Origin of the sequence: Paenibacillus dendritiformis (assembly GCF_945605565.1) — a bacterium.
In the GTDB taxonomy this organism is placed as follows: Bacteria; Bacillota; Bacilli; order Paenibacillales; family Paenibacillaceae; genus Paenibacillus_B; species Paenibacillus_B dendritiformis_A.
Window position 1 is genome coordinate 3118673 of record NZ_OX216966.1, and the last position, 12602, is coordinate 3131274.

Below are 12602 nucleotides of genomic sequence, written 5' to 3' on the forward strand. Positions count from 1 at the left end.
CTATGGCCCGGCTCATATTCCGGCCTCCGTCTGCCGATATAGAAGTATATTGTTCTTGAGGAACGGGGGTTGGCCTGTGAATATTTCGCAGATGGTGCGCGGCTTGGTTGGGGAGGCGAGACCCGGCGAGCAGCGGACATTGGAATTGAAAAGCGGCCAGGTGGTGCGCGGCACCGTCGCCAGCGTGGCCGAGAACGGACGCGAGGCCGTTATTCAGATCAACGGGGTGCCGGTGCGCGCTGTTCTGGATACGCCGATGCGCCCGGGACAGACGGCTTGGCTTCAGGTGCAGGGACAGCAGGCGGACGGCATGATTATGCTGAAGGCGGCTGACGGTCCGGCGTTCGCTCAGCTCCCTTCGATAGAGGAAGCGTTGAAGCAATCCGGTCTTCCGGACGAGGGTTGGGCTCGAAGACTGCTGCACGAACTTCAAAAGAGCGGTCTGCCGTTGACGAAGGACCTTGCCTCGCGGTTGGCGCAGGCATTGGCCGCCAAGCCGCAGGGCGTTCCGGCCGAGCAGTGGATGCAGGCGGCCGGTCTTGCATTGCGCCGCCAGCTGCCGCTTAGCGGCGAGACGCTGCGTGGCCTGCAGCAGGCGATGTTCGGCAAGCCGCTGAATGATCTGCTTGCCGGCTTTCAGCGTGCGGGCGAGGCTGCGCTTGCCCGCAGCGCAGGAGGACCGGCCGGCGGGGCGGCTCCTTGGGCTGCACCGCTTCGGGAAGCGCAGGCGCTGGTGCGCGATATTATGGCGTCGCTGCCGCGGATGGATTCCGCTTCCGGCGGTTCGCCAAGCAATCAGGCGCCGGCTCCAGCCGCTGCGGGAGGGAATCCGGCCGCTGCTTCGGCTGCGGGCCAATCCGCCGCAGGCAGCTCGCCAGCAGGGAACGCCGCCGCGAATGCGGGCAGCGGCCCCGCTGCCGGGCCGGCTGCCACAGGCGCCCCGCCAGCGGCGTCCGCAGCGGCTGGGCCTACGGCCTCAACGGCCGCTCCTGCGGGAGAAGGTGCTCCCGGCGGAGCTTCCCCTGCTGCCGGTGCGGCAGCCCAGACACCCGCCGCGGGCGGAGGCGCCTGGATTGGGCGCCTGCTACAGCTGCTCGGCGTGCCGCATGAGCAGCAGGTGCACCGCGCGGCCGTCCTGGAGATGACGGCCGCAGGCAGCGGGACGCCGCAAGGCGACGGCGTCCCGGGACGCGGCGCGGCGGCGGAGAGCACCGCCGTCCGGCCGCAGCCCGGCCCAGCCGCGCCGCCAGCGGCTGGCGCGGCCTCAAGCGCCGCGGCGCAGGCCCCGGCGATGCCGGGAACGCCTGCACCGCCGGAAGCGGCAGTGCGCCCTCAAGCGCCGCCAGCGCACGTGCCGGGCGGCACGCCAGAGCAGGCTCCGGCTGCTGAGCCCGGAGCCGCTGCGCGTGCCGCGGCCGCCACAGCGCCGGAAGCGGCTCAGGCGCCGCCGCAGCAGAGCGCGGCGCAGACGACCGCCGCGCCGGCGGAGTCGCTGAAGAGCGCGCTGCTTCAGCTCCTTCAGAGCGATGCGCTGCCGCCGGCCGTTCGCGAGGCGGCGCAGCAGCTGGTCCATCAGATTACGGGCCAGCAGCTGCTGCTGACAAGCGACCGGCAAGCGCCGTTCACGCATGTCACCCTGTTCGTACCGCTCGTGACGCCGGACGGCCAGCAGACGGCCGCCGTCCACATCCAATCGCGGCAGAGCCGCCGGGGCGAACTGGAGTCGGATAACTGCCGCCTCTGGTTCGATCTGAACATGAAGGCGCTGGGCCGGACGCTCGTCGACGTTCAGGTCGTGGAGCGGGCCGTGGCGCTTCATATCCATCAGGAGGATGAGGGCATCGGCGAATGGCTGAGCGGGTTTCGCGGCGAGGTGGAGGTAGCGATGAATCGGATCGGCTATCAGCTGTCGGCGTTCCGCATTTTGCCGATGCCGGAGACGAAGGTGGACGAGCCGAAGAACCGGCCTGAGATTGATATGGACGATTATGCGCTTCAGCCGTACAAAGGGGTAGATGTCAGAATATGAAAGACCCGGAAGCAGCATCCCGGACAACCGGGCGTTATCAACGGAAGACGGCGGTTGCGCTGTCCTATAAGCCGGAGCAGTATGAGGCACCGGTTGTTGTCGCCAAAGGGCAGGGACAGCTAGCCGAACAGATATTGGAGAAGGCGAAGGAGAGCGGCGTGCCGATCCAGGAGGACCCCTCCTTGGTGGAGGTGCTCTCCAAGCTGGATATCGACCAGCAGATTCCGGCCGAGCTGTATCATCTGGTCGCGGAAGTGCTGACCTTCATCTACCGGACCGATCAGCGGGCCGAGAAAGGATGGAATCGTCATGAATGAGTTCCGCCGCGGCGCGGATAGCTTGAAGCAGGATAAGCGGACAGAGAATAAACGCAGCGGCCGCCTCAACCGGAAGGAGAAGGGGGCTGCGGCGGAACGGATGGCAGCCGAGCGGCTTGAAGCGCTCGGCTATCGCATTATTCACAGGAATTGGCGCTGCCGCACGGGCGAGATTGACATCATCGCGCGGGACGGCAACTGCTGGGTCTTTGTTGAGGTGCGCAGCCGGTACGGCGCTGCCGGAACGGAGGAGGCGGCTGAAGCGATTGACTGGCGGAAGCAGCACAAGGTAAGAACCGTGGCCGAAGTGTACGTGAACCGTTACCGGCTCCATGAAGCGGAGATCCGCTTCGACGCAGTCACGGTTGCCCTGGGCGGCGCCTCCTCCATTCCCCCGGATATTACCGTGTTTCGCAATGCATTTTGACCGATCGGACACGGTTGGCTCTCCCTTGATATGCCCCTGGATGAGGTGTGGCGCGTTACGCCTTCTTGCGCCGATCAAGCGAGCGGTATTGAATCGCTTCCGCGACATGGGCGGCTCCGATTGAATCCTGCTCCTCCAGATCGGCAATCGTCCGCGCGAGCTTCAAGAGCCGATCATGCGCCCGCAGGCTTAATCCCAATTGATCATAAGCCTGCTGAAGCAGCTGCTCCGCCTCCGGCGATATCGCGCAGTGCCGGCGCAGCAGGGAGCCGGACAGCTCGCTGTTGAAGCGCAGCTTAAAGCCTGCGTAACGCTGGGCTTGGCGCCGGTGAGCCTGAAGCACCAAGGATCGCATCTCAGTGGAAGACAGAGACGGCCCTTTCCATTCCGTGACCTGAGAGCGGGGGACCTCGACCTGCATGTCGATCCGGTCCAGCAGCGGCCCGGATAATTTGGCCCGATATTGGGCCAGCCGGGCCGGAGTGCAGCGGCAGTCGCCCTCAGAAGACGAGCTGTAGCCGCAAGGGCACGGGTTCATGGAGGCGGCCAGCATGAAATGGGCGGGGAAGCGATACACCGCCCGTGCCCGTCCGATCGTCACATGACGATCCTCCAGCGGCTGCCGCAGCACCTCTAACGCCTGCCGGGGGAATTCGGGGAGTTCGTCGAGGAAGAGCACGCCATGATGAGCCAGACTGACCTCCCCCGGCTTCGGAATCGAGCCGCCGCCGATCAGGCCGGCAGAGGAAATGGAGTGATGCGGTGCCCGGAAAGGGCGCTCGCGCATCAGCCCGCCGCTTGCCCTGTCCCATTTGCCGGACACGCTGTACAGCTTCGATACCTCCAGCGCCTCGTCGTCGCTGAGCGGCGGCAGGATGGTCGGAAGACGGCGGATGAGCATCGTCTTCCCGGTGCCCGGCGGCCCCGTCATCAATATATTGTGCATGCCGGCCGCAGCCACGATAAGGGCGCGCTTAGCATGAAGCTGTCCATATACATCGGCATAGTCCTCCGCCGGATTCGATATTCCGCCCTCTCCCTGCCCCTGGCACGGCGTCCCTGAATCGGGGCCTGCAGACCAGGAGGCGATGTCCTCCAGCCGGACCAACTCATGCAGATGGCGCAGCGGATAAATGTCCAGCCCTTCCACAAGGGCGGCTTCCTCCGCATTGTCGGCGGGGACGAGCATCCGCTTGAATCCTTGCTTGCGCGCTTCGTCGGCCAGAGACAATATGCCGGGAACCGGCCGGGTCGAACCGTCCAGCGCCAGCTCCCCGACCAGCAGCATGTCGTCGAGCGGCTCGGATGGCAGCTGACCGCTCGTGCACAGCAGCCCCGCCGCGATCGCCATATCGAAGGATGTTCCTTCCTTGCGCACGTCGGCCGGCGCGAGATTGACCGTGATTCGCGCGAGCGGGAACTTCCAGCCGCTGTTGCGGACGGCCGCGCGCACCCGTTCGACCGATTCGCGGACCGCCGCATCGGGCAGACCGACGAGATTGACGTTCGGCAAGCCTGGCGAGATATCGATTTCGACCTGGATGAGCCGGCCGTCGACGCCGCATATCGATGCGCTCCACAATTTCCCATACATGTAAAAACACCTCTCCTTCCTTCATCTAGGCCATACAGCCGGATGCAGGGGAAAGGTGCTTCCTTATCGTCCCTAAATATATTAATATTATAGGAGTATGTCAGCTCCTCCGTCAATGGATATGAGATTCATCTCATTAATAGATGATAATGATATCAAAAAAATGTACTTTCAGCTCGAATAAGAGAGGAAAGCGTTTTAAAAACATGATACAATATTGGAGGACTGTATATATTTTCCGCGGAAGAACGCGTTTTCGAAGCGATGGAAGCGGTTCCGCGTTCACGGCCGCGCCAGGAGACGGATCAAGGCAGATTCTGTCTGCAGCTGATACGGTCTATCATGCTACCGGCTCCGATGGCTACGCGTCGCTACACGGCCTAAGAGGCTAACGATGGGTTAGGGGGATGCACAATGAATATTCATGAGTACCAAGGCAAGGAAGTATTGAAGCAATACGGCGTTGCAGTTCCGAACGGCAAGGTTGCCTTTACGGCAGATGAAGCCGTTGAAGCGGCGAAGGAGCTCGGAACGTCCGTTGTCGTGGTGAAAGCTCAGATTCATGCAGGCGGCCGAGGCAAGGCGGGCGGCGTCAAGATTGCGAAAAACCTGGACGAGGTGCGCGCATATGCGTCGGAACTGCTGGGCAAAGTGTTGGTAACGCATCAGACAGGCCCGGAAGGCAAGGAAATCAAGCGCTTGCTCATCGAGCAAGGCTGCGACATCAAGAAAGAATATTATGTCGGCGTCGTCGTTGATCGCGCAACCGGCCGCGTCGTGATGATGGCTTCGGAGGAAGGCGGCACCGAGATCGAGGAAGTGGCGGAGAAGACTCCGGAGAAAATTTTCAAGGAAGTTATCGACCCGGCTGTCGGCCTGCAAGTGTTCCAGGCGCGCCGCCTCGCTTATGCGATCAACATCCCGGCTGAATTGGTCAACAAATCGGTCAAATTCATGCTGGCGCTCTATCAGGCATTCGTTGATAAGGATTGCTCTATCGCAGAGATCAATCCGCTGGTCGTAACCGGCGACGGACAAGTGATGGCGCTTGACGCGAAGCTGAACTTCGACTCCAACGCGCTGTTCCGCCACAAGGACATTCAAGAGCTGCGCGATCTCGACGAAGAGGACGAGAAGGAAATTCAAGCGTCCAAGTTCGACTTGAGCTACATTGCGCTCGACGGCAACATCGGCTGCATGGTGAACGGCGCCGGACTTGCAATGGCGACGATGGATATTATCAAATATTACGGCGGCGAACCGGCCAACTTCCTTGATGTGGGCGGCGGAGCTACGACAGAGAAAGTAACGGAAGCATTCAAGATCATTTTGTCGGATGACCAAGTAAAAGGAATCTTCGTCAACATCTTCGGCGGCATTATGCGCTGCGACGTTATTGCGAACGGCGTCGTGGAAGCTGCGAAGCAAATCGGACTGGATCGTCCGCTCGTCGTCCGTCTGGAAGGGACGAACGTCGATCTCGGCAAGCGCATCCTGAACGAGTCGGAATTGAACATTGTCGCAGCGGACTCGATGGCGGATGGAGCGCAGAAAATTGTCGCTTTGGTTCAATAATTTTGTCGACGAGGAGATGAATGAGCGATGAGCATCTTAATTAATAAAGATACGAAGGTTATTACGCAAGGGATTACGGGCTCGACGGGAATGTTCCATACGAAGGGAGCCCTGGAATACGGCACTAATATGGTTGGCGGCGTAACGCCGGGCAAGGGTGGAACGAAGATCGACATAGAACTAGACAACGGGCAAACCGTATCTCTCCCGATCTTCAATTCGGTCATCGAAGCGAAGCGCGAAACCGGCGCGACGGTCAGCGTCATTTACGTGCCGCCGGCGTTCGCGGCCGATTCGATTATGGAAGCTGTCGATGCGGATCTCGATCTGGTCATCTGCATCACGGAAGGCATTCCGGTGCTGGATATGGTGAAGGTGAAGCGCTATATGGAAGGCAAGCGCACCCGCCTTGTCGGTCCGAACTGTCCGGGCGTCATTACGCCGGGCGAATGCAAGATTGGCATCATGCCGGGCTACATCCATACCCCGGGGCATGTCGGGGTCGTCTCCCGGAGCGGAACGTTGACTTACGAAGCGGTTCATCAATTGACGACGCGCGGCATCGGCCAGTCGACAGCCGTCGGTATCGGCGGAGACCCTGTCAAAGGCTCGGAATTCATCGATGTGCTTCATATGTTCAATGAAGACCCGGATACGTATGCTGTCATCATGATCGGCGAGATTGGCGGCACGGCGGAGGAAGAAGCCGCCGAGTGGATCCAGGCCAATATGAAGAAGCCGGTCGTCGGCTTCATCGGAGGAGCTACTGCGCCTCCGGGCAAGCGGATGGGTCATGCCGGGGCGATTATTTCGGGAGGCAAGGGCACGGCTGCCGAGAAGACAGCCAAGCTGGAAGCTTGCGGCATCAAGGTGGCGCCGACGCCGGCGGAAATGGGCAGCACGCTCGTATCCGTGCTGGAAGAACGCGGCCTGCTTGAGCAATGCACGACACAGCCGCAGACACAAGCTTAACTACAACCTTAACCACACATACATTTATCCATATATATTGAAGCGATAGGTAAGCAACCTTTCTGCCAGATCGAACGATTTCGAGCGGAGGAAGGTTGCTTTTTTATTTTTTGGGGGGCTTCTCCCAGCTTGACTTGCACGGAGATGACCGAGGTATCCAAAAATCCTGTAAAACTACAGTATTTTCATGAGCGTAGTTATGCCGTTATCGTATTCCTGCAAAAGTGCAGGAATTTCAACAATATCGATAAAATACACGAAATAATTAGCGAAAAAGATGCCTTTTTGCAGTAATTTGACTAATTAATATCTCAAATGGTGTAAATTGATGTAGAAATGCAGGATTTCAACTCGACTTGGTGAGTGGAGCGTACGAACTGCGCCACCTGGACGGAGCATACGAATTGCGCCATCTAAACGGAGTGTGCGTACTGCCCCAACTGGACGAAGTAGATGAAGTGGGATGAACTTAGCCACCTAGAGGTACTGTGCGAACTGCCCCAACTGGGTGGAGCGTACGAACTGCCCCGCCCGAACTCTGCGACTGCCCACCTGGACGATCTGAATCAAGTAGGGCGGGACTGGGCTCTGGAGTAACTGAGAGAAATGCCCCAACTGGAATGAACCGTGCGAACAGTCCCACCTGCGTGAACGGGTTCCTTGAGTTACTGGGCGAATTAGGCTACTTGGGATTGTATGGTTACGCGAAGTGGATGAAGCGGAGCGACCTGCGCGAAATGAGGGAAATGAACCGACCTGCACCACCTGGACGAACCGCGCAACTGACGAAATAGTAAGCCGGGTATACGAGTCTCGGGCATGCGAGTCCCGGACACACGAGTCGATGCCGGAGTTGGTTACGAGTGAATTGCTTAATAATTTCTTTCCACCCAGTTATTGCAAAGAAAGCGTAGTTCATGCTTGCATTCTGATCTTATCTCAAGCAAAATAAGGGAAGCGGACGCACGCTTCCCGTAAAGTGAAGGAGAGTTGCTGAAATGGGCAATTGGACGGAACGGGAGCTCGTGTTTGCGTTAAATGAAATCATCGGTATCGGCTGGCATACGATTCGCGCGTTAGGGGAGCGCGTCGGGTTCGGCGGACTGGCAGATTGGCTGAACCGCCCGGCATCGGATTGGGCAGAATTAGGGATGAAGCCCTCGATGGCGAGGAAGCTTGCGGCAGGCTTCCGGGCAGACAGGCTGGAAGAGAGGCTGGAACTGGCTAATACCGCCGGGATTGAATGGATTACCCGCTGGGATGAATGCTATCCTCCGCTGCTGCAGGAGATTCCGCAGCCGCCTTGGATATTGTACGGGAAAGGGGATTGGACCGCTCTGTCCTCCGATGCGATCGCCATCGTAGGAACGCGCAATCCTACCGTCTATGGCAAGAAGGTCGCCCTTCAATTGGCCGAGCAGTTGGGATGCGCCGGATTCCTTATCGTCAGCGGACTGGCCAGAGGCATCGATGCTTGCAGTCATGAAGGCGCTCTCATCCAGGGGCGGACCGCCGCGGTGATGGGCACGGCCTTCGATCGCATCTATCCGTACGAGAATGCGAATTTGGCGAGACGGATCGCCGCTTCCGGCATCGTCCTCACGGAATATCCGCTTGGCACCCCGTCTCATCCCGGCTTGTTCCCCCGACGCAACCGCATTATTGCCGGCCTGACGCTCGGAACCGTCGTCGTGGAGGCCGCCATGGGCAGTGGCGCGCTTATCACCGCCGATTTTGCGACGGAATCGTTCAGGGAGGTTTTTGTCGTGCCGGGGCCCGTTACTTCGCCCAAATCGGCAGGCCCGCTATTTCTAATGAGAAATGGGGCCAGACCGATTGCGCATGCCGAAGATATAATGGAAGAATTGAAGGCGCGGTTGACAACAGTCACTTTGCCGTACAATAATGGAACGGTCGGCCTCACCGAGAGCGAACCGCTTACCGAGGAAGAGCGCCGGATATGCGAACTGATTCGCCTGGAAGGCAGTACATTTGAGGAACTGCTCCTTGCGAGCGGCCTCCCATTTGCGGAGCTGCATCGAATTTTGTTATCCTTACAATTAAAACAGAGAGTTCGGGAGGCCCAGGGAGCCGTATACCATTCGATATGGATATGAAGAGGAGATTGGAGAGGAGGGTGCGCCTATGGCGGATTCATTAGTCATTGTCGAGTCGCCTGCGAAGGCGAAGACAATCGGAAAATATTTAGGCAGCAAATATATCGTCAAAGCGTCTATGGGGCATGTGCGTGATTTGCCCAAGAGCCAGATCGGCGTTGAAATAGAGCAAGATTTCGCCCCGAAGTACATCACGATTCGCGGCAAGGGCAGCGTGCTCAAAGAATTGAAAGATGCAAGAAAGAAAGTGAAAAAAGTGTACCTCGCGGCTGACCCCGACCGCGAAGGAGAAGCGATCGCTTGGCATCTGGCGCATGCGCTCGAACTGGATGAGACGGAAGCCTGCCGCGTTGTATTCAATGAGATTACGAAGCAGGCCGTGAAGGATGCGTTCAAAACGCCTCGTCAAATCAATATGGACCTTGTTCATGCCCAGCAAGCGCGACGCATTCTCGACCGGTTGGTCGGATACAAAATCAGCCCTCTTCTGTGGAAGAAGGTGAAGAAAGGGTTGTCTGCGGGTCGGGTGCAGTCGGTATCCGTGAAGCTGATTATCGATAGGGAGAATGAGATCGACGCCTTTATTCCTGAGGAATACTGGACGATAACCGCCAAGCTTGAAGCAGGCAAGTCCAAGTTCGAAGCCAAGTTCTACGGCATGAATGGCGTAAAGAAGGAACTGTCGAACGAGGCCGAAGTTAATGAAGTGCTGAACGCGCTGCAGAAGCAGGCCTTTGTCGTCTCTGAGGTGAAGGAGAAGGAGCGGCTTCGCCATCCGTCCGCTCCCTTTACGACGAGTTCTCTGCAGCAGGAAGCGGCGAGGAAGCTGAACTTCCGCGCGGCCAAGACGATGTCCGTTGCGCAGCAGCTGTATGAAGGGGTAGACCTGGGCAAGGAAGGCACGGTCGGTCTCATTACCTATATGCGTACGGACTCGACGCGGATATCGCCGACGGCTCAGGAGGAAGCCAAGGAATATATCGGCTCCCAGTTCGGAGCGGAATATGTGCCGGAGTCGCCGCGGCAATATGTCAAAAAGGCCGCGAATGCGCAGGATGCGCACGAGGCGATTCGCCCTACGTCCGTCTTGCGCAGCCCGGATCAGATGAAGCCGTTCCTCAGCCGCGATCAGCATCGCCTCTACAAGCTCGTATGGGAACGGTTCGTAGCGAGCCAGATGACGTCCGCTATCATGGATACGATGACGGTCGATCTGCAGGCGGGAGATGTTACGTTCCGCGCTAACGGCTCCAAGGTGCGCTTTCCCGGGTTCATGAAGGTTTATGTCGAAGGGAACGACGACGGTACGGTCGAGGATGACAAATTGCTCCCTCCGCTCAAGCCGGGCGACAAGCTGAAGCAGGAAGCGATCGAACCGAAGCAGCATTTCACCCAGCCGCCGCCGCGGTATACCGAGGCGAGACTGGTGAAAACGCTGGAGGAGCTTGGCATCGGAAGACCGAGCACGTATGCGCCGACGCTGGAGACGATCCAGAAGCGCGGCTATGTAGCGATCGAGGAGAAGAAATTCGTTCCGACCGAGCTGGGCGAACTGGTCATCCAGCTGATGGAGGAGTTTTTCCCTGAGATTCTGGACGCTGAATTCACCGCGCATATGGAGGAAGATCTCGACCATGTGGAAGAGGGGCAGCAGGACTGGGTGAAGGTGCTCAGCGATTTCTATGAATCGTTCGAGAAGCGGCTTCAGGTTGCCGAGGAAGAAATGAAGGAAGTCGAAATCGAGGACGAAGTGTCCGATGAAATATGCGAGAAGTGCGGACGCCATTTTGTGTACAAGATGGGCCGCTTCGGCAAATTCCTCGCCTGCTCCGGATTTCCGGATTGCCGCAATACGCGTCCGATTGTGAAGGATACGGGCGTAGCCTGTCCGAAGTGCAAGGAAGGCAAGTTGGTTGAGCGCCGCAGCAAGAAGGGACGCGTCTTTTACGGCTGCGATCGTTATCCGGACTGCGATTATGTGATGTGGGACCGGCCATCGGTCAAGCCATGTCCGTCCTGCGGCAGCTTAATGGTCGAGAAGCGGAGCAAGCAAGGAACGAAGCTGCAGTGCACGCAGTGCGACCATAATGAAATGATGCAGGACAACGAGGATGATTAACCGTGGGCAAGCATAAGATGAAATAAAGGGCTACTGCAGCAGGTGCAGGCAACCGAGGGGGACATCAGACAATGGATAAGCCAAGAGTAACCGTTATCGGTGCGGGCTTGGCCGGCAGCGAGGCGGCATGGCAGGCTGCGCAGCAGGGAGTTGCGGTGACGCTCTATGAGATGCGGCCGGTGAAGCAGACGCCGGCCCACCATACCGGCCAGTTCGCGGAGCTGGTATGCAGCAACTCCTTGCGCGCGAACGGACTAAGCAACGCGGTTGGCGTATTGAAGGAAGAAATGCGGCTTATGAATTCGCTGATTATGCAAGCGGCGGATAAGCATGCGGTTCCGGCCGGAGGCGCCTTGGCTGTCGATCGGGACGGATTCTCCGGGGAGATTACAAGGCAGCTGAGCGAGCATCCGCTCGTCGATGTCCGCAATGAGGAAGTAACGGAGATTCCGGAGGACGGAATTACCGTCATTGCTACCGGGCCATTGACATCGCCGGCATTGTCCGACCAGATTAAGGCGCTGATGGATGAGGAATATTTTTATTTTTACGATGCGGCTGCGCCGATCGTGGAGAAGGATTCCATCGACATGAACAAGGTGTTCCTGGCTTCCCGGTATGACAAGGGAGAAGCGGCGTATTTGAACTGCCCAATGAACGAGGAAGAGTTCAATGCGTTCTACGAGGCGCTTGTTACGGCCGAGACGGCGGAATTGAAGGAGTTCGAGAAGGAGATTTATTTCGAAGGCTGCATGCCGATCGAGGTCATGATGCGCCGCGGGAAGCAGACGGCGCTGTTCGGGCCGATGAAGCCCGTCGGATTGACGGATCCGCGCACAGGCAAGACGCCTTATGCGGTCATCCAGCTCCGTCAGGACAACGCCGCAGGCACGCTCTATAATATGGTAGGCTTCCAGACCCATCTCAAATGGGGCGAGCAGAAGCGGGTGTTCCAGATGATTCCGGGGCTGGAGAATGCGGAATTCGTACGCTACGGCGTCATGCACCGCAACACCTTCATCAATTCGCCGAAGCTTCTGGAGGCGACCTATCAATTCAAGGGACGCCCGTCGCTCTTCTTCGCAGGACAGATGACCGGGGTGGAAGGCTATGTCGAATCGGCTGCTTCCGGGCTGCTGGCCGGCTTGAATGCGGCTCGATACGCCAAAGGGAGCGAACCGGTGCTGCTGCCGGAGGATACGGCGCTCGGAAGCATGGCGCGCTATATTACGACAGCCGATTTCAAGCATTTCCAGCCGATGAATGCCAATTTTGGCCTCTTCCCGCCGCTTGGGCAGCGGATCCGCAACAAAAAAGAGAAGAACGAAGCGCTGGCCCATCGCGCTCTCCATTCTTTGAAAGCGTACCGGGACGAAGCGGGTCTGTTCAACACATAACAGCTTGTACAGCGGAAAGGAAGCGGCTCGCCACGGATCGGTGCCGTTTCCTTTT

Annotated in this window: 8 protein-coding genes and 1 pseudogene; 8 read left to right on the forward strand and 1 reads right to left on the reverse strand. The window is 58.6% G+C overall.

All coding sequences use genetic code 11. The annotated features are described in order from the left end of the window. Window positions 1-76 precede the first annotated feature (76 nt). The 3 genes from NNL35_RS13575 to NNL35_RS13585 are packed head-to-tail and all read left to right on the forward strand — an operon-like array spanning window position 77 to window position 2773. Window positions 77-2029 (forward strand): DNA ligase, encoded by a 1953-nt coding sequence (locus NNL35_RS13575; RefSeq protein ID WP_254553450.1) that lies wholly within the window; start codon window positions 77-79, stop codon window positions 2027-2029. Then, complete coding sequence (locus NNL35_RS13580; protein WP_111155444.1) at window positions 2026-2346, forward strand: EscU/YscU/HrcU family type III secretion system export apparatus switch protein; 321 nt, start codon at window positions 2026-2028, stop codon at window positions 2344-2346. The genes NNL35_RS13575 and NNL35_RS13580 overlap by 4 nt, the downstream gene beginning before the upstream one ends. Then, a complete protein-coding gene (locus NNL35_RS13585; RefSeq protein WP_254553451.1) occupies window positions 2339-2773 on the forward strand; it encodes a YraN family protein in 435 nt (144 codons plus the stop codon). Before NNL35_RS13580 ends, NNL35_RS13585 begins: the two co-directional genes overlap by 8 nt. A gap of 55 nt (window positions 2774-2828) precedes the next feature. Here NNL35_RS13585 and NNL35_RS13590 read toward each other — a convergent pair whose 3' ends face one another. Then, window positions 2829-4367: a YifB family Mg chelatase-like AAA ATPase gene (locus NNL35_RS13590; RefSeq protein ID WP_254553452.1), complete on the reverse strand. Its 1539-nt coding sequence runs from the start codon at window positions 4365-4367 to the stop codon at window positions 2829-2831. 414 nt (window positions 4368-4781) lie between these two features. Here NNL35_RS13590 and sucC point away from each other — a divergent pair, with 414 nt between their 5' ends. From sucC to trmFO, 5 genes and pseudogenes are all read left to right on the forward strand, one after another. Then, complete coding sequence (gene sucC, locus NNL35_RS13595) at window positions 4782-5942, forward strand: ADP-forming succinate--CoA ligase subunit beta (protein WP_254553453.1); 1161 nt, start codon at window positions 4782-4784, stop codon at window positions 5940-5942. A gap of 27 nt (window positions 5943-5969) precedes the next feature. Next, window positions 5970-6914: a succinate--CoA ligase subunit alpha gene (sucD, locus tag NNL35_RS13600; RefSeq protein WP_087441454.1), complete on the forward strand. Its 945-nt coding sequence runs from the start codon at window positions 5970-5972 to the stop codon at window positions 6912-6914. 998 nt (window positions 6915-7912) lie between these two features. Then, entirely contained in the window at window positions 7913-9031 is a 1119-nt protein-coding gene (gene dprA / locus NNL35_RS13605) for a DNA-processing protein DprA (protein ID WP_254553454.1), read from the forward strand. A 28-nt stretch (window positions 9032-9059) separates the two neighbouring features. Then, window positions 9060-11150 carry a type I DNA topoisomerase gene (topA, locus tag NNL35_RS13610; protein WP_254553455.1) on the forward strand — a complete coding sequence of 697 codons (2091 nt, stop codon included), beginning with the start codon at window positions 9060-9062 and terminating at the stop codon, window positions 11148-11150. Window positions 11151-11218: 68 nt separating this feature from the next. Beyond that, a pseudogene (gene trmFO, locus NNL35_RS13615) lies at window positions 11219-12547 on the forward strand (FADH(2)-oxidizing methylenetetrahydrofolate--tRNA-(uracil(54)-C(5))-methyltransferase TrmFO); the annotation flags it as partial. Between the last annotated feature and the right edge of the window lie 55 nt (window positions 12548-12602).

Coding starts and splice junctions, on each gene's coding strand:
- NNL35_RS13580 (WP_111155444.1), top strand. CDS start 2,026: ATGAAAGACCCGGAAGCAGCATCCCGGACAACCGGGCGTTATCAACGG.
- NNL35_RS13585 (WP_254553451.1), top strand. CDS start 2,339: ATGAATGAGTTCCGCCGCGGCGCGGATAGCTTGAAGCAGGATAAGCGG.
- NNL35_RS13590 (WP_254553452.1), bottom strand. CDS start 4,367: ATGTATGGGAAATTGTGGAGCGCATCGATATGCGGCGTCGACGGCCGG.
- sucC (WP_254553453.1), top strand. CDS start 4,782: ATGAATATTCATGAGTACCAAGGCAAGGAAGTATTGAAGCAATACGGC.
- sucD (WP_087441454.1), top strand. CDS start 5,970: ATGAGCATCTTAATTAATAAAGATACGAAGGTTATTACGCAAGGGATT.
- dprA (WP_254553454.1), top strand. CDS start 7,913: ATGGGCAATTGGACGGAACGGGAGCTCGTGTTTGCGTTAAATGAAATC.
- topA (WP_254553455.1), top strand. CDS start 9,060: ATGGCGGATTCATTAGTCATTGTCGAGTCGCCTGCGAAGGCGAAGACA.